Below are 17,444 nucleotides of genomic sequence, written 5' to 3'. Positions count from 1 at the left end.
AATGGAATCCATGAAGGCCATTAATTTTTATTCAGCCAACCACTACAGTCAGCTGGTTGAACGCCGCAAGACCTGTACCATCAGGCGCGGTGATAAAAGAGATAAATATCAGGCAGGCGATATCGTTTGGGTGACTGCCGGCAAGCGGTTTGCACCCAAGCAAAGAGTATATGCTGCGATCATTGACAGAGTGCTGGTTAAACAAATTTCTCATTTAACCAAGCATGATTTACAAGGAGAAAACCCCGATATTAGCGGCGTCGATGAACTCTTGGAATTTTTAGAATCCATTTACAATAAAACGGTATCACTGAGCGATATTGTAACTGTAGTGTACTTTACCGAGATCATCGAATAGCTAATGCTATGCTAACACAGTGACTAAAAGTGATATAAATAATGCTAAGCGGATTCTTTTTCATGATAAATGGTACCCGTTTATACGCCTTGGTAACCATACGTATATAATGACCTGCCATTGGCTCGGAGGCATTAAGTATGCGCCATTAATATTCACAGCTTCAATTACTCATTCACGCAGATTGCTTGAAGCAGAAGGTTCAATATTAAATATACCGGCCGGTCTGAAATTGCCGCAGTAGCGGACAAGCTGCGCTATTACCGACATAAAAAAGCGCTGCGGCGAAAGATGTGGCTGAACAATCACGATGGGGCAGCTTTGCAGATTAGTAATTTACACTACCATGATATACGCAATTTATTGGAGGACTAAACATGATTGAGCTTCAAGGCAAGTACAACACCGCCAAGGTGTTCACCGATATCGCCGAACAGAACGCTATCATGCAAATTGAGCATCTCTTAAATCAGGAATTCATGGCAGGCAGAAAAATCCGCATCATGCCGGATGTCCACGCCGGCATGGGCTGCACCATTGGTACGACCATGACTATTACCGATAAAATTGTTCCGAACCTTGTCGGCGTGGACATCGGCTGCGGCATGGAAACTGTCCTCTTGAAGGACAAGCGCGTGGAGCTTGCACAACTGGATAAGGCGGTTCATCAATATGTCCCATCCGGCTTCGGTATTCGGCAAACGCCGCATCATTTTAACGAAAAAATCAATCTGACCGAGCTGCGCTGCGCCAAGCATGTTGACCTTGATCGCGCCGCTTGCTCCATCGGTACGCTGGGCGGCGGCAACCATTTCATAGAACTGGGTAAAGATGATGAGGGACGGCTTTATCTCGTCATACATTCCGGCAGCCGGAATCTCGGCAAGCAGGTCTGTGATTATTACCAGAATGCCGCCGCCAACAGTTTAGGCCGCACGGGTAAGGGCGATGATCGGGTGCTGGCGTATGTTGAGGGGGAACTTTTGAATGATTATCTGCACGACATGGCCATTGTCCAGCAGTATGCGGACTTAAACCGCAAAGCTATCGTGAGGGAAATAGAAAAGAGAATGAAGCTCAAAATCGCGGAGCAGTTTACCACCATCCACAACTATATCGACATGGAGAACCGGATTCTGCGCAAAGGCGCCATCTCCGCACAAAAGGGCGAGCGGGTACTTATTCCTATGAATATGAGGGACGGCAGCCTTATCTGTATCGGTAAGGGAAACGCCGATTGGAACTATTCGGCTCCGCATGGTGCGGGGCGTATCATGAGCCGCATGACTGCGAAAGCGCGCATCACCCTCACCCAATACGAAAAGGCGATGAAGGGCATTTACACCACTACTATGAACAAAAGCACCATCGACGAATCGCCGTTTGCATACAAGCCGATGGAGGAAATTGTTGCTCAGCTCGGCGACACAGCGGACATCGTTTCAGTTATCAGGCCGTTGTATAATTTCAAGGCGGGGGAATAGGCATGGAATGGCAAATCAGTTCCGGGCGTGGTCCGGCGGAATGTGAGTTGGCTGTCGGCAAATATGCTAGTGTGATAGTGAAAGAGAATGCCGATATTACTATCAGGCAGAGGACACCCGGCTCACAGTATGGCTGCTATAAAAGTATTATCATAGAGAGTGAACGTGATTTGCGTTACTTAGAAGGGACTGTGAAATGGATTTGCCAAAGTCCGTTCCGAACCAAGCATAAACGTAAAAACTGGTTCATTGATGTAAGCCCCGTTGAAAAAATTGATTGTACGGACATTGACAGCACGCTAATACGCTTTGAAATATTCCGAAGCAGTGGCAAAGGCGGTCAAAATGTCAACAAAGTTGAGACAGGCGTTCGTGCAACCTATGTGCCGCTTGGTATAAGTGCAATTTCCACAGACGAGCGCAGCCAGCATATGAATCGGAAGCTGGCGCAGGAGCGTCTCCTCAAGCTGATTGCCGAGCAGGATGCGGATGACAAATGTGCGACAGACCGCCATAACTGGATAGAGCGTAACTCGTTAATACGCGGCAATGCCGTACGGGTATACGAGGGCTTGGATTTTAAACGGGTTCTGTGAACAAATATTGGAAATAAGAAGCTGGTATATTCATTTTAAAGAAACCCACTGCAGCGATAGAACATTGAAAATTCTGTTCATAGTGAAATTCACAAAAAAAGTGTAATATCCTTGCAATAGAAATTGTTTTATAAGGAGCAACATAAGTTGATACCAAGCAAGGACACGGCAGAACGTGTCCTTGTTGTTTAAAGCTAGCCAACAAGGGAGGCGTATTTCTATAAATCTACCAATATCCGTCACACAAAAGCAGCTCTTTGACGTACTTTTAAATATTGCGCTTGTCCGTCCCTTATTCATCTGGGGAGCACCCGGTATCGGTAAATCATCCATTGTGGAGCACTTTGCGGCTGCGCTGGGGCTGCCTTGCGTATCGCTTTTAGGTAGTCAGCTTGCCCCGGAGGACATTATCGGCGTACCGCAAATCGTTGACGGTAAGAGTATCTTCTGCCCGCCGAAGAGTATTGCACAGGACGAGCCGTACTGTTTATTTTTGGACGAGCTTAATGCCTGTTCACAGGAGGTGCAGAAGGCTTTTTACAGCTTGATTCATGACCGAAGAATTGGTGAATATACTCTGCCTGAAGGCTCAATCGTTATCGGAGCGGGAAACCGCGCCCAGGATAACGCCATCGTAAAACCCATGTCCAGTGCATTAGTTAACCGGATGTTTCATGTAGAACTGACGGCAAATCATCGGGACTGGCTTACCTGGGCAGGCAATCATAACATTCATCCGCATATTATCGAATATATCGGCTTACGCCCTGACCACCTGTGGACGCAGCCGCCCAAAACAGAGGAACCGTTTTCCACGCCGCGTTCGTGGCATATGTTGTCCGATGTACTTCATGCACATAATGAAATAGACGATAAACAGCTTAAAGTTCTGACCAGTGGGTGCCTATCATTGCACCATGCCATGCAATTCTGCGCCTTTGTGAAAAATATCAATAATCGCTATGCATTAGCTGCCATTATTAACGGTGATCAAAAGTTTCCTGCCGCGCCCGAGGATCGGGATTCGTTGTACTTTTTGGCGCAAAGTTTCCGCGCCCAGCTTGTGAAAGAGCTTCCGCCGGAAAAGGACAAAATGTCGGCAAGTGCTAAACAGCTTGCTCTGCGGGCCAAGACGCTACTAAAGGATTTGGCCGCCATAAGCCTGGAGATCGCCCAAATGGCAGTTGCGCCCGATGACAACGATAAGGCTCTGCCTGACTGGTTTTTGATCGAAGTCGTGCGGGATTTGCCCCGCCTGGCAGTGAGGGATAAAGCGTGAAAAAGGCACATAAGAAGTCCGACAAGCAAGCGGCTGAATTTTTTCAAGAAGGCCTGGAGGTCGTTTACAGACACCCTATATTTGGCAAACTTGCCAGAGCGGCGCATATCTGCCGTGATGAGGGGCGAGCCTATCCGAAAGACGGCTTGTGCATCGTTGCTTCTGCCGGTTATGTCTATTGCAATCCGCATAGCAAAGCCGCAGCGGAAAAATGGGCGCGGGCAATCGCCCACGCTTTGCTGCATTTGGGTCTGGCGCATTTTAAGGAAAAAGCGCGTCAACAGGATTGGAATGTCGTCTGCGACTGTGCGGTGGAGAATTTTTTATCAGACTTAAAATTTGGCAGGCCGCTTGATGAATTTCGCGTTGCGCCTCCTATAAAAGACGAAGACGTATTGTATGAACGCCTGGAGTTTATGTCGCCGGATGAAAAATGGGAATACAGCCATTTTGGTACAGCGGGCAGCGAGGAGGATATGATGTTTTCCTCCAAACAGGAATTTCGTTGGTATCATAAAAAAAACGATTGGCCGGCACTGTTTGCCGAGGGCTTGCAGGAAGCTGTTTGGAACGCAGTGTCAGCAGCCTCGGATGCAGTGCATCCCCGGCGGCTTAATTCCAAATATGAACGGGCTGCCGAATGGTTTATTAACAGCTATCCGCTGCTTGGTGCTATCGCGGCGCAATTTCACATTATAGCCGACCCGCAGATTTGTATACGGGAGCAGATTTCGATTGCGGCGGTCATGCCAGCTATGTTGGAGATTTACATTAATCCTGCCGCCAAACTGGATGATGGGGAAGTAAAATTTGTTATGGCACACGAATTTTTGCATGCCGCCTTGCGGCACGGTGAGCGGCGTGCATGGCGTGACCCGTATTTGTGGAATGTGGCCTGCGATTTTGTCATTAACCGTTGGCTAACGGAAATGGGCGTGGGCGAACGTCCGGAGGGACTGTTATACGACGAACAGTTTAATGGTCTGAATGTCGAAGCTGTGTATGACATCATTGTGACTGACCTGCGAACCTATCGCAAGCTGGCGACCTTGCGAGGGGTGGGACTTGGCGACATTCTCGGCGCGCCGAATGACCGGAAAGCCGATACCGACTTGGACGAATTTTATCGCCGATCCTTGTCGCAAGGCCTTTACTATCACCGCGAGCAAGGACGGGGTTATCTGCCAAGCGGTTTGGTTGAGGAAATACGGGCATTGTCTGCTCCCCCCATTCTGTGGGATGTAGAGCTTGCCCGCTGGTTCGACAGCTACTTTGCGCCGCTAACGAAAAAACGAACCTATGCCAGGCTCAGCCGCCGTCAGTCCACAACCCCGGATATTCCCCGGCCGAATTGGAGTAGCAGGGAGGAAGCCTTAGACGGCAGGACGTTTGGTGTGCTTTTGGATACCTCTGGCTCTATGGAGCGTCCCTTGCTGGCAGCAGCATTAGGAGCAATTGCTTCATACGCCGCCTCCCGGGATGTCCCGGCAGCTAGGGTGGTGTTTTGCGATGCAGCGGCGTATGACATGGGCTATATGCGTCCGGAAGATATTGCCGGAACCGTCAAAGTAAGGGGGCGCGGCGGCACAGTATTGCAGCCGGGGATTCATTTACTGGATGAAGCCGATGATTTTCCGAAAGAGGCGCCGCTGCTCATCATAACCGATGGACAGTGTGACAAGATTGTGCTTCATGGCCGGGAACACGCCTATTTGATGCCAATAGGCGCAAATCTGCCGTTTGCTCCGAAAGGAAAGGTTTTTCGGTTGAAGTAGGAAGGAATAATAGGAAAGAAGCGAGGTCATGCTATGCTGTTAACGATAAATTACCAGGGGAAAAACACACAGGATTTGGGTTACCTCCTGCATAAGAACCCCTCCCGCCCACAGGAGTTTACGCTGAATTACGGCAAGGCGTATGTTTTTTATCCCGAGGTGTCAAATGAGAGTACCACCGCCGCCCTGCTCTTAGATATCGACCCCATTGAGCTGGCGCGGGGCAAGGTGGGTTCAAGCGAGGGCGGATTGTTTGATTATGTCAATGACCGTCCGTATGTCTGCTCATCCTTTATGAGTACGGCTCTGTCCAGAGTGTTCGGAACTGCTATGTCCGGGCGCTCGAAAGAAAAACAGGCGCTTGCCGATACACCCATTAATTTGAAAGCGAAGATTCATATGCTTGCCGCTTCCAACAAAAATATGCTGCCCGCTGTTTTTGAGCCGCTTGGCTACACCATCGCAGTTGAGACCTTTCCCAATGATGATCAATTCCCGCGCTGGGGACAGAGCAATTACGTGAATTTGACGCTATCAGGAACACTGCGGCTCTGTGAGCTGTTACATCATCTGTATGTGCTGATTCCGGTATTTGATACCCAAAAGCATTATTACATAGCTGACGCAGAAATCGAAAAGCTGCTCTCTCATGGCGAAGGCTGGTTGAAAGAGCACCCGCTGTGCGAATACATCACCAGCCGCTATTTACACCGCCGGCGCAGTTTAATCAATAAGGCTCTGGCCCGGCTGACAGATAACCCGGAGGAGGATGCCCCCGGACAGGCTGAGCCAGAAGCAAAGAGGCCTAAGCTTAATCAAACCCGGCTGCGTGCGGTGGTTGACGAGGTATTGGCCAGCGGTGCTAAAAGTGTGATTGATATGGGTTGCGGTGAGGGAAATCTAACCCGTCTGTTGCTCCGGGAACAGCAGCTTAGCAAGGTTGCCGCCTTTGATGTCGCTTTTACCGCGCTAGAGCGGGCGAAAGACAAGCTAAAAGTTGACCGGCTCCATGAAACCCTGCAAAACAAGCTGGGATTATTTCAAGGCTCGCTTGTCTATAGGGATAAACGGTGCGAAGGCTTTGACTGCGCTTGTGTGGTCGAGGTGATTGAGCATCTGGATGAATCGAGATTGACGGCATTTACACGCGTGCTGTTTGAGTTTGCCAATCCCCGAACCGTTATCATCACCACGCCTAATGCGGAATATAACATCCATTATGCAGGCATGAAGGAAAATGCCCTCCGCCATGCAGATCATCGCTTTGAATGGAACCGGGCGCAGTTTGCTGCCTGGGTCAATGCTATTTGCGAAAATTATCGCTACAAAGTCGCAATTAAGGAAATCGGCGATAATGACGATGATACCGGCACGCCGACTCAGATGGGAGTGTTTACGCGATGCGAATAGAAATTCCAAAACTGTGTGTGGTGGCGATGATCGGCGCTTCCGGCAGCGGCAAATCCAGCTTTGCCAAGCAGCACTTTAAACCCACGGAAGTATTGTCTTCCGATTATTTCCGGGGGCTGGTAGCTGATGACGAAAACAATCAGAGTGTAAGCAAGGCTGCTTTTGACGCACTCTACTATATTGCCGAAAAACGGTTGGCGGCGAATAAACTGGTGGTCATTGATGCTACTAATGTTCAGCAAAGCGCCCGCAGCGCTGGGGTGGCACTGGCCAAAAAATTTGATGTACTGCCTGTCGCCATTGTGATGAATACACCGGAAGCTGTTTGCATCCAGCGCAATAAAGCCCGTCCCGATAGGCAGTTCGGCGAGCATGTAGTCAAACGGCATTGCCTGGAACTGAAAAAATCGCTGCGGCATTTAAAAAAAGAGGGCTTTCGCTATATTTATGTCATTGATGATCCTGAGGAAGATGTGGTGATCAGCCGCATTCCGGCCTGGACGGATAAAAGCGAGGAGCATGGCCCCTTTGATATCATTGGCGATGTACATGGCTGTTTTGATGAACTATGTGCTTTGCTGGCAAAAATGGGATACACGGTTGACCAAGACCAGTTTACTGCTTTCCATGCCGCTGGCAGAAAAGCAGTCTTTTTGGGCGACTTGTGTGACAGAGGACCTAAAATTGCCGAAACCCTGAAGCTTGCCATGAACATGGGGAAAGCCGGCAACGCCCTTTGCGTTCCCGGCAATCATGATATAAAATTACTTAGATTTTTAAAGGGCGCTAAGGTGCAGCAGACGCATGGCTTGGAAGATTCCGTCAACCAGCTTGCAGGGCAGCCTGCTGCATGGATTGCCGAATTAAAAGCATTTCTCGACAGTCTCATCGGGCATTATGTGCTGGATGACGGCAGGCTGGTCGTCGCCCATGCCGGGATGAAGGAAGCATATCAGGGCAAAAGTTCAGGTAGAGTGCGGGATTTTGCCTTATTTGGCGATACCACCGGCGAAAGCGACGAATATGGTTTGCCGGTACGCCTTGATTGGGCGAGCGAATATCGCGGCAAGGCCAAGGTTGTTTATGGGCACACACCTACGGCAGAAGTGTACCAGGTTAACAATACCTTGAATATTGACACCGGCTGTGTTTTTGGCGGCAAGCTCACCGCCTACCGCTACCCCGAGGCTGAGCTTGTCAGCGTTCCGGCATTAGAGACCTATTATGAGCCAATCAAGCCGCTCTGTGTACAAGAGGAATATAGCGATGTACTGAACATCGCGGATGTGCTGGAAAAACGGTATATCGAAACTGGGCTGCATAGAGGCGTGACCATCCGCGAGGAAAACGCGGCTGCCGCCATCGAAATCATGAGCCGCTATGCTGCTGATCCTCATTGGCTGATTTACCTGCCGCCTACCATGTCACCCTGCGAAACATCTGGAATTGATGATATACTGGAGCGTCCGCTGGAAGCCTTTGCTTATTATCAAAAGCGCGGCGTAAGCTCGGTTGTCTGCGAGCAAAAGCACATGGGGTCCCGCGCGGTGATCGTTGTCTGCAAAGATGCGTCAGCAGCTAAGCAAAGATTTATGATTCAAGATGGCAGCGCCGGGATTATCTATACACGTACAGGACGGCATTTCTTCCATGATGCCAGTGTGCAAAGCGCTTTGCTCGCGAGAGTGCGCCAAGCGCTCAGCGAATCTGGCTTTTGGGCTGAGTTTAACACTGATTGGGTGTGCCTGGACACAGAGCTTATGCCCTGGTCAGCCAAAGCGCAGTTGTTATTGGAGCAGCAATATGCCCCTACCGGCTGTGCCGGGGTAAACGGCCTTGCCGCAGCAGTAGCTGCTTTGCAAAAAGCGGCTGTATCCAGTAATAAAGCCAGGGTTGTTGGCAGCACAGCTTCTGGCCAAAATGTTGATATTCAGGTAATAGGCGAGCGATATACCGAACGCGCCGACTTGATGGCAAAATACACATCAGCCTATCGCCAATATTGCTGGGATGTTGAAAGCACTCTGGACTACCGGATTGCGCCGTTTCACATATTGGCTACAGAGGGTATGGTTCACTCAGATAAAAACCATATCTGGCATATGGAAACAATTAAAAAATATCTTGCCCACACCGATCCGGTACTGGTCGCTACCAATCACATTTTGGTGGATTTGACAAATCAAGCAAGCATCCAAAACGGCATTGACTGGTGGAATGACCTGACCGCTTCCGGCGGCGAGGGTATGGTGGTGAAGCCGCTTAATTTCGTGGCGAAATATAAGGGCGAGCTTTTGCAGCCAGCCGTGAAATGCCGCGGGCGCGAGTATCTGCGCATTATTTACGGGCCGGAATATACATTGCCGGATAAGCTCACCCGCCTGAAAAAACGTTCGCTTGGCAAAAAGCGTAGTTTGGCGCTGCGAGAATTCGCGCTGGGGATGGAAGCACTGGGCCGGTTCGTGAAGAATGAGCCGCTTTACCGGGTGCATGAATGCGTCTTCGGTGTGCTGGCGCTGGAAAGTGAGCCGGTTGATCCAAGACTGTAAAATAGAGAATATGGCAGAGCCGCCAATTCTATTTTTAATAATCGAATAACCTGATACCTCATCTATATATTATTAATTTAGTGATATATGGAAGGAGGAGCAGGTTATTGTCGAGGAAGATAATGGATATTATGCTGTTAGCGGCTTCCGCGCTACTTGCTGTAGTAAAATTTATCAGCGAAACAGAGAAATCACAAAAAGATGATGATGAAACTTCATAATCACCTAGACATAGGACTTCCTGCATGGAAGTCCTATCTTTATCTTCGCGAGGTTCTTTCCATTAATCCAACTATAAAAAACGAGATAGGGAGATGTTATCAATGTCAGCAAACGTAGAAAGTATGTTTTACACAAGGGTAACTCCTTGGCACGGCCTTGGTGTCCGGGTCGAATCCGCTTTAAACTCCATCGAAGCCATTGAAAAGTCGGGCCTCAACTGGAATGTTATCCAACGCCCGATCATGACTAGTACTACGCTGCCATCCCCGGCTACAAAGCCAATATCCGGGATAGTGATGAAAGAGTTCTCGGCGTAGTCACCGACCGGTATAAGGTTGTCCAGAATTCCGAAGCCTTCGCCTTTACGGATTCTTTGTTAGGCGAGGGCGTCCGTTATGAAACGGCGGGGGCTTTGCAAGACGGCCGTAAAATCTGGCTGCTTGCCAAACTTCCTGACAAGTACATCATTGAGGGGGAACAAATTGAGCCTTACCTTGTATTCAGTAGCTCCCATGACGGCAACGGTGCGATCAAAGTAGCCATGACCCCGGTGCGTGTAGTATGCCAGAACACGCTTAATATTGCCCTGTCCACGGCCAAGCGCATTTGGTCAACCGTCCATGTCGGCGATCTGGCTCACAAGATGGACGAAGCTCACAATACCCTGTTGTTAGCGGAAAAATACATGGGCAAATTGGGCGCGGAGTTCTCCCGGTTAGCCAAAATTAAACTGACGGATGCTAAGGTGATGGAGTACATTGACATGCTGCTGCCGATGAATGACAACCCGACAGATATTCATAAAAAGAATATCATCCGTATCCGGGAGGATTTAAAGCTTCGCTATTTCGACGCTCCCGACCTCAAGGGCCATGTAGGTAAGAACGCCTATCGCTTTATTTGTGCGGTCTCAGACTTTGCTACGCATGCCAAGCCTCTTCGAGAGACTACCAGTTACCGGGAAAATGTGTTCAGTAAAACGGTTGAGGGCAATCCTTTGATCGACAAAGCCTATGAACTCATACAAGCAGCGGCCTAATACTGCGATCAGGAAGATTACACCTGAACAGGCCGACACGCTGATCGACAACCGGCAGCCTTTGGGGCTTTTCTATGTTTCGGAAGCCGGGATTTATATTGGCATCGACAATTCTACCGGTCAGGCATGGACGGAGGAATTTCCAAACTTAAGGAAATGCAAGCGGTGGCTGAACCATCCGAATGCGCTGGTTCCGTCTATGAAAAAAGAGTAAGTACAGGGTATGTGGTGAATTTGCCGCATACCTTTATTTTATTGTGTAAAGCGAGGTGCAATCTATGGTAGTTGTGTTAGCGTCAACGGAAAATATGCCCTATGACGAGTGGCTTGACTGGCGCAAAAAGGGTATCGGCGGTTCGGATGCTTCTGTAGTCTGCGGCATCAACCGTTACAAATCGCCGGTGGAACTCTGGCTGGAAAAAATGAATCAGCTGCCTTATCAGGAGGCCGGAGAAGCCGCCTACTGGGGAACGCAGCTGGAAGCCTTAGTCAGGACCGAATTTACCAAAAGAACAGGCATTGCGGTCCATCCGGCCAATCAACTCTTGCAAAGCGAAGCCCATCCGTTTATGCTGGCTAACCTTGATGGAACTTGCCAGCATCCAAACTACGGTACGTGTGTCTTTGAAGCCAAAACAGCTTCGGCCTACAAAGCCGGTGAGTGGGATGATGCCATACCTGATGAGTACATTTTACAGGTGCAACATTATCTGGCCGTTACCGGATACAAGGGAGCCTATATTGCTGTCCTGATCGGCGGCAACACCTTTCGCTGGAAGTTCATTGAGCGGGACGAGGAACTGATTTCCCTGCTGCTGCAACTGGAAGGAGACTTTTGGGAGCATGTTCAAGCCATGGTTCCCCCGCCGTTGGACGGTTCGGATGCATCGGCCAAGTTTCTCAGCGAACGGTTCCCGAACAGCGTACCTAAGTCGAAGATTGCATTACCGGACACCGCTGTTGAACTCATTCGGCAATACGAAGCCGCCTGTGAAAATGTCAATCAGTATACCGAACAGAAGCAGGCAGCGGAGAATTTGTTAAAGCAAATGTTAGGCGATAGCGAAATCGGTATTGCCGAGGATCGGGTGATCACGTGGAAAAGCGTTTCACAGGAACGGTTGGACGGCAAGACGTTGAAAGCCGAACACCCGGTTCTCTATAAGAAGTATGCAAATCAAACATCCTACCGTCACTTCTCCATAAAAGCGGCGGTGTGAACAGGAGGGCTATATGAATACAGCAAAACTTAAAAACCGACTAGGCGGTAAAGTACAGGCTTTGCAAGAGCCTGCGGCAGAAAGACAGGTTGTGACGATGCCAGCAACCACGTTAGCCCCGGTCAATTCTAACTATATCGCGCTGACCAAACGCACTGGATATTATCCGGGAGAATTTGAAGAATCAACCGTTGTCATTTCAACTCTTCGATATTGTTAAATCCCCGTCTGGCGGAGCCACAGCGTTCACTGTTCCCGGCCTGGCGGGAGATGAAATTTATAAAGAATTGACCGGGATCGTGCTTGACTATACCACGCCTCGCGCTTACTGGGATACTCCCGACCCGGTGGAAGGTACGCCGCCCGTGTGTTACAGTCCGGACAGTTTGGTTTCCCATGACGGGAAACCTTGCAGTCGTTGCCAGTTCAATGATTTCGGTTCCAAGGACGGAGACTCCAACGCCAAGGCTTGCAAGGAATCCGTGACGATTTTCCTTCTCCGGCCGGACAACATCATGCCGATCATTATCCGGGTCCCGGTATCCAGTAAGCTGATCTTCCAGCGGTACATGACAAGGCTGATCGGAAAAATGATGCCGCTTTGCGGGGTAGTTACCAAGATAACTTTGGAGAAAACAACCAACAAAACGGGGCAGCCTTATTCGCTGTATAACTTTGAGGCCGTCAGCACCCTCAGCCCGGAAGAAACTGCCAACGCCAGAGCGTTCGGACAGCAGTTCATGGAAATACTCAATGCTGCCGCCCTTGAACCTGATGTTCAGGAAGCCGGTTAAATTGCTGCAGCAGCCTGGTAGCTTTGCCTTATGGCAGGGATACCAGGCTGTTTGGTCTATGGAGGGTTACTTAAATGAACACAATCACGCAAAGGATGGATGCAATTGCCGGCCACGAAAACAAATACGGCTCGGTCTTATTTCGGATGGGGCTTACTCAGCTAGTCGATGTGGGGGTTCGGCAGCTGACGGATGCTAATGTCGAGGCAAGTATCCGGCAGATCATAGCCGAAGGGGAAATAAACAAAACTAACGGCGTTGTTACGATAATGACCCCGGAGTTTCAATGTGAAATCGTTCGCTGTGCCGCTGAACTTGCCAGGTTTAACACTTGGGATTTGTTTACCTATATTAAAAAATATGTTCCCATTTCAAATTAAAAAGTAAAATCCTGCGGCCGGGAGTGATAACTTCCGGCTGCATACTATTAGATGGGAGAAATATCATGTTTACCAACAAAAGGTACATTACCTGCGGAATTGCAAATGAAATTCCGGACGAAATCCAAGTCATGCTGTGGATCATGATTGATAATCTCAGAAGAAGCACCCCTATCGGACTGGACTATCTGCAAGTTTTTTGGCTATTCAGTCAGGACGGTAAACAAAAAATCGTTCACAGCCAAGAGCAGCCGGAGTATCGTAACGAAATCCTGGTAGCGTTGCTTTGCCAGCCGGTGGAGAAGGCAAAAATCTTTGTCATTGATGATGGCGGACATTCGACCATGATGCTGGCCGAGGAATATTGAGACTGTTGGTGATAACGGTGAAATTCAATCAGAGGGAAGGGAGTTCATGCTATGCGAGTAATGGCATACATACATAGTTTAAAAGATAAAGAACAGGACCGCCATGTATTAGGTGAGGCTACTATTATCAAACGTATCGGAGACAATCTTTATCTTGCTGATTATAATGGTGTAAAATGCACGGCAATTTTTAATCCGTTTACAGGACGGTATTATGTTGATGATATCTATGGTTTGCGCATGGATGGTGAAGTCTGATGCTAAATCAAACCAATCTTTCCGGCATGGCTGATGAAGAACTGCTCGCTGCCATCCTGGAGGCCTGTGGTACAAGAGCTGATGGCGCAATACGGCAGTGTTCAGAATATACTGCTAATCCTCAGAACAGGAACTGGAAACAATCAAAGGAATTGGAATGGCTAGAGCCAGAAAAATTCAATGTATAGCAGAAATAGCTAAGCGGGTTTATCGGGTTAATAATGAGTTACCGCCAGTGATCAAGACTCCCGGCGATGCTTTTAAGCGTATGGAGGATATGCAGTTTCTTGCAGTCGAACAGTTTCGGGTAATTTACCTGAATACGAAAAATGATATTATAGCTGAAGAAATAGTTGCCCAAGGAACTCTACCATCGTAGGAGGTCGAGAACTCTTTCGCAGAGCAGTACGATTATTGGCAGCTTCCATCATTCTCATTCACAACCATCCCAGCGGTGATACCCGGCCAAGCCAGGAAGATATTGATATTACTAAAAAACTAGTCGAAGCAGGTAAGTTACTGGATATTAACATTTTGGACCATATTATTATCGGTAAGGGGAAATTTGAGAGTTTAAAAGAAAGAGGAATGTTGTAATATGGAGCAACCTTCTAAAGTTACTGGATTGCCTAATTAAAAAACAATGTATTACAGTAGCTATTTTATTATGATGGCTGCTGTATTTTTTTCATGAGTATTCGTAACTCAAAATCAATACAATACCACTTGTACTGTACCATTTATACCACCATTTTATTGGTAATAAACTTTAGATATTATTTTATTTTACAGAGAAAATTTGAAATTTCTCAGTGGTAGCATAGCGGGAAAACATGTTACTCAAATAAGCATAGGATCATCCAGGAAACAAACGCGCAAAATGAAGGACGACTTAAAACCGTCCTTTATTTTTTACAATATTTTTTCGTAATTAGCTCCTACATTAAAATAAAAAAATGCATGAATGAAATAAAAATCAGCTTAGACAGCGAGAGTTACACTTCAAAACCTATAGGCAGTGAAGCTGCTCAAATAAGCAATCGAATTGCGAAAAATATCGAAGTTTTGAATTGCCCTGCCAGCATCTATTCATTTGTTTTGGATGTAGGTCATCGTGGACATGCGTTTTCTCCGGCAACATTCTTAAATGGTTCAAGGAAGATAGATAACTTTGATCAGATGCAACTCTTAGTTCTTGACTTTGACGGAGGGATTTCCCATAAGGATGTTTTTGACAGGGCGAGACGCTATGATATACCGATCCTCTTCTCCTATGAGACATTTTCTTCAACAGAAGAAGATGAACGGTTTAGGGTTTGCTTTCTTAATGATATCCCTATTTCAGACCCCAAGGCGGCTAAAATCACGAAAAATCTCCTGAGAACTATTTTTTCTGAATCAGATAAGCATGACAGCGACATATCAAGGATGTATTATGGCGGAGATCAATTACTCTATTTTGATCAATCTATTCCTACAGCAAACATTGAATCTCTAAATAGAAATATGACAGTTTTCCTGAGAGATAAATATACAGGTAACTACAAGAGAGAAATAAAGAAGTTCTCTATGGATAATAAAGTTGCTTTGAATAAAACAATCTGCTGGATATTTCTATGCAAGAAATCAACACCGAAGATTCTGGTGTAAATCCAATTGATGAAAACTCGCCAAATGCTATTATGTTAAGTAACTCTACTGGCGAGATTTCATCAGATATATTTTATCGTATTAATTTGAATGATGATGGCACTAGGCATTCGGCCGTTATCGAAAAGAAAACCAAAAAGAATCATGAAGAGTACCGCTCGTCTGATTTGAGCACATTGGAAAAAACTGTGAACTTTACAGAGAATTTAAATCTGGAAGCAGAAGATTAAATCATGAGGAATTATTCGGTCTTGCAACAAATATTATTTGTATTGAAACAGGTATAAAAAAATTTCACGAGACCATAAGAAAATATTCTTATTATGAGGACGAATTGTGGAAATATAATAAATGGGAAAAAGATATCACTCATGTCAAGAAGTCTGATTACAAACCTAAAAGTTGTAAGCTTTTCTGCCCTTATGCAAGCTCATGCAGTCATGGGAAAAATATGCTGGTAACCTGCAAGCCGAAGTCACATATTAAATTGGATGGCTATTGTGAGGAATTCGTATTTATAGAAGAAGCAGTTCAAGACTTGAGACAGTATTTGAGGACAGCAATAGAAGCTGATGATACTAGTATCCATGTTATCAAAGCGCAGACATCAATTGGTAAAACTTATTCTTATATTAAAGAAATGACAAACTTCACAGCAGCGCTTTCTAGTTGCTGCCTCAACAAATATCCTGAAAAATGAAATATCAATCAGGGTAAAGAAAGAAGGAATAGATACTATTAAAACGCCTTCACTGCATGAGATCAAAGACGAAATGCCAGATGATGTTTGGAATCATATAGAAAAATTATACCAAGCAGGCCAATACCGCAAGGTGCATCCATACATAAAGAAAGTAATTGAGAAAAACGAGATCGCTTGCCTAAAGGAGTATATGGAGAAGCGGCAAATCTCCCGAGAATCAAAGAAGCATATGATAACGACCCATAAAAAGCTACTATATCTTGATGAAGAATTCCTTAGTAATTTTGGTATTGTGCTTGTCGATGAAGATATTATCTTAAAGAGTTTTCTCCCAAGTCATATTTCCGTTCCTTTATCAAAACTTGAAAAACTGGCGAAAGTCAGTACCAATGTTTCACTTATCAAAAAAATAGAGACATTGGTGAAACGCACTAGATCTAAAACAATGTTTACCCTGAATGGCTTTGATTTGGACGAAGAAGAAGGTGCCGGTACGTCAATGTCAGTTGACGTACCGGCTTTTTGTTTGGCTGAACATTTTTATTACCGAGATAAATCCAAGGAAGAGAACTTGAAAGAAGATCAGGTTGCGTTTATAAACCCAGTCTCACTAAAGAAAAATACTAAATATATTATCGTTTCTGCTACTGCTGATGAAGAGATATATCAATATGTTTTTGGGGATAGGGTAAAGTTTTATGAATGCAGAAAGGCCAAATACAAGGGTGTGCTTAATCAATAGGTTGGAAAATCATTCAGTAGATATTCAATCAATAGCAAACCTGGTATTCTGGATCGCATCATTAAAAAGACTGGTATCAAAAACCTTATTACCTTTAGGAAGTATGGCAGGGGAGCGTTATATTTCGGTAACTTAGAGGGTAGCAATATTTATGAGGGGGAGAACCTCAATGTAGTAGCTACACCCTATGACGCTGAATTCCTATACAAGTTGTTCCCTTATGCTCTGGGCCTTGATTTCGATCAGGATGCAAAAATGGAGATTCAAACGGTTGCCCGTAACGGTTATTTGTTTAAAATGAAGACCTATAAAGACGAAATATTGAGGAGCTTTCAATTGTGGATGATTGAGAGCCAGTTAGAACAAGCTGTTGGGCGATCTCGTCTATTACGGCATGACTGCATTGTTAATTTGTTTTCCAATTACCCTCTTAGACAAGCTAAAATAATGGATAACTTTAATTACGATGATGATTAAAGTTGAAGTCTATTTTAACGACTCAGCCATTTAATGGCACTGCTTTTTCTCATTTAACTATATTCTTCAATTAAAAAGATGTTGGACTGAAATCATGTTTTTACGTAAGCATCACGAATAAACCGACCATTAAAAATCAC

The 17,444-nt window shown here is 46.4% G+C and carries 20 protein-coding genes and 1 pseudogene; all 21 read left to right on the top strand.

Features of this window, described 5'->3' with window-relative positions; genetic code table 11:
- Position 1: 1 nt before the first annotated feature.
- The 21 genes and pseudogenes from BLR06_RS02550 (at position 2) to BLR06_RS02450 (ending at position 17,304) form a co-directional block, all read left to right on the top strand.
- The gene (locus BLR06_RS02550; RefSeq protein WP_422699799.1) at positions 2-358 is read left to right on the top strand and encodes an ASCH domain-containing protein; all 357 of its coding nucleotides are present in this window, start codon (positions 2-4) and stop codon (positions 356-358) included.
- 377 nt (positions 359-735) lie between these two features.
- Positions 736-1,842 (top strand): RtcB family protein, encoded by a 1,107-nt coding sequence (locus BLR06_RS02545; protein ID WP_092067966.1) that lies wholly within the window; start codon positions 736-738, stop codon positions 1,840-1,842.
- Between the two features lie 2 nt (positions 1,843-1,844).
- The gene (prfH, locus tag BLR06_RS02540) at positions 1,845-2,438 is read left to right on the top strand and encodes a peptide chain release factor H (RefSeq protein WP_092067964.1); all 594 of its coding nucleotides are present in this window, start codon (positions 1,845-1,847) and stop codon (positions 2,436-2,438) included.
- Positions 2,439-2,619: 181 nt separating this feature from the next.
- On the top strand, positions 2,620-3,717 hold the full coding sequence (locus tag BLR06_RS02535) for an AAA family ATPase (RefSeq protein WP_217636821.1): 1,098 nt from the start codon (positions 2,620-2,622) through the stop codon (positions 3,715-3,717).
- Positions 3,714-5,492, top strand: coding sequence for a vWA domain-containing protein (locus BLR06_RS02530; protein WP_092067962.1), 1,779 nt, complete (start codon positions 3,714-3,716; stop codon positions 5,490-5,492). Before BLR06_RS02535 ends, BLR06_RS02530 begins: the two co-directional genes overlap by 4 nt.
- Positions 5,493-5,525: 33 nt before the next feature.
- A complete protein-coding gene (locus BLR06_RS02525) occupies positions 5,526-6,902 on the top strand; it encodes a 3' terminal RNA ribose 2'-O-methyltransferase Hen1 (RefSeq protein WP_092067960.1) in 1,377 nt (458 codons plus the stop codon).
- Positions 6,893-9,451, top strand: a complete 2,559-nt coding sequence (locus tag BLR06_RS02520) for a polynucleotide kinase-phosphatase (protein WP_092067958.1) — start codon at positions 6,893-6,895, stop codon at positions 9,449-9,451. Before BLR06_RS02525 ends, BLR06_RS02520 begins: the two co-directional genes overlap by 10 nt.
- A 484-nt stretch (positions 9,452-9,935) precedes the next feature.
- A complete protein-coding gene (locus BLR06_RS02515; RefSeq protein WP_217636843.1) occupies positions 9,936-10,712 on the top strand; it encodes a DUF932 domain-containing protein in 777 nt (258 codons plus the stop codon).
- Positions 10,713-10,990: 278 nt separating this feature from the next.
- The gene (locus BLR06_RS02505) at positions 10,991-11,932 is read left to right on the top strand and encodes a YqaJ viral recombinase family nuclease (RefSeq protein WP_092067953.1); all 942 of its coding nucleotides are present in this window, start codon (positions 10,991-10,993) and stop codon (positions 11,930-11,932) included.
- A 13-nt stretch (positions 11,933-11,945) separates the two neighbouring features.
- Positions 11,946-12,152: a hypothetical protein gene (locus BLR06_RS02500; RefSeq protein WP_092067951.1), complete on the top strand. Its 207-nt coding sequence runs from the start codon at positions 11,946-11,948 to the stop codon at positions 12,150-12,152.
- Complete coding sequence (locus BLR06_RS02495) at positions 12,124-12,726, top strand: hypothetical protein (RefSeq protein WP_092067949.1); 603 nt, start codon at positions 12,124-12,126, stop codon at positions 12,724-12,726. The genes BLR06_RS02500 and BLR06_RS02495 overlap by 29 nt, the downstream gene beginning before the upstream one ends.
- A 74-nt stretch (positions 12,727-12,800) precedes the next feature.
- Positions 12,801-13,106, top strand: coding sequence for a hypothetical protein (locus BLR06_RS02490; protein WP_092067947.1), 306 nt, complete (start codon positions 12,801-12,803; stop codon positions 13,104-13,106).
- 65 nt (positions 13,107-13,171) lie between these two features.
- Positions 13,172-13,474 carry a DUF960 domain-containing protein gene (locus tag BLR06_RS02485; RefSeq protein ID WP_092067945.1) on the top strand — a complete coding sequence of 101 codons (303 nt, stop codon included), beginning with the start codon at positions 13,172-13,174 and terminating at the stop codon, positions 13,472-13,474.
- Between the two features lie 51 nt (positions 13,475-13,525).
- Complete coding sequence (locus BLR06_RS02480; RefSeq protein WP_092067943.1) at positions 13,526-13,732, top strand: hypothetical protein; 207 nt, start codon at positions 13,526-13,528, stop codon at positions 13,730-13,732.
- On the top strand, positions 13,732-13,920 hold the full coding sequence (locus BLR06_RS19900) for a hypothetical protein (protein ID WP_245697993.1): 189 nt from the start codon (positions 13,732-13,734) through the stop codon (positions 13,918-13,920). The genes BLR06_RS02480 and BLR06_RS19900 overlap by 1 nt, the downstream gene beginning before the upstream one ends.
- Positions 13,890-14,329, top strand: a pseudogene (gene radC, locus BLR06_RS19895) (RadC family protein). The gene BLR06_RS19900 and the pseudogene radC overlap by 31 nt, the downstream one beginning before the upstream one ends.
- Before the next feature lie 363 nt (positions 14,330-14,692).
- Positions 14,693-15,382: a hypothetical protein gene (locus BLR06_RS02470; RefSeq protein WP_092067941.1), complete on the top strand. Its 690-nt coding sequence runs from the start codon at positions 14,693-14,695 to the stop codon at positions 15,380-15,382.
- Positions 15,349-15,612 (top strand): hypothetical protein, encoded by a 264-nt coding sequence (locus tag BLR06_RS02465; RefSeq protein ID WP_092067939.1) that lies wholly within the window; start codon positions 15,349-15,351, stop codon positions 15,610-15,612. Before BLR06_RS02470 ends, BLR06_RS02465 begins: the two co-directional genes overlap by 34 nt.
- A gap of 104 nt (positions 15,613-15,716) precedes the next feature.
- Positions 15,717-16,082 (top strand): hypothetical protein, encoded by a 366-nt coding sequence (locus BLR06_RS02460; protein ID WP_092067937.1) that lies wholly within the window; start codon positions 15,717-15,719, stop codon positions 16,080-16,082.
- A gap of 73 nt (positions 16,083-16,155) precedes the next feature.
- Positions 16,156-16,827, top strand: a complete 672-nt coding sequence (locus tag BLR06_RS02455; RefSeq protein WP_092067935.1) for a hypothetical protein — start codon at positions 16,156-16,158, stop codon at positions 16,825-16,827.
- A gap of 255 nt (positions 16,828-17,082) precedes the next feature.
- Positions 17,083-17,304: a hypothetical protein gene (locus BLR06_RS02450; RefSeq protein WP_092067933.1), complete on the top strand. Its 222-nt coding sequence runs from the start codon at positions 17,083-17,085 to the stop codon at positions 17,302-17,304.
- The last annotated feature ends 140 nt before the right edge of the window (positions 17,305-17,444 follow it).

It is taken from the genome of Dendrosporobacter quercicolus (assembly GCF_900104455.1).
GTDB classification, from domain to species: domain Bacteria; phylum Bacillota; class Negativicutes; order DSM-1736; family Dendrosporobacteraceae; genus Dendrosporobacter; species Dendrosporobacter quercicolus.
Note: the sequence above shows the minus strand (reverse complement) of the source record. Positions and strands in the feature narration are given on the sequence as shown.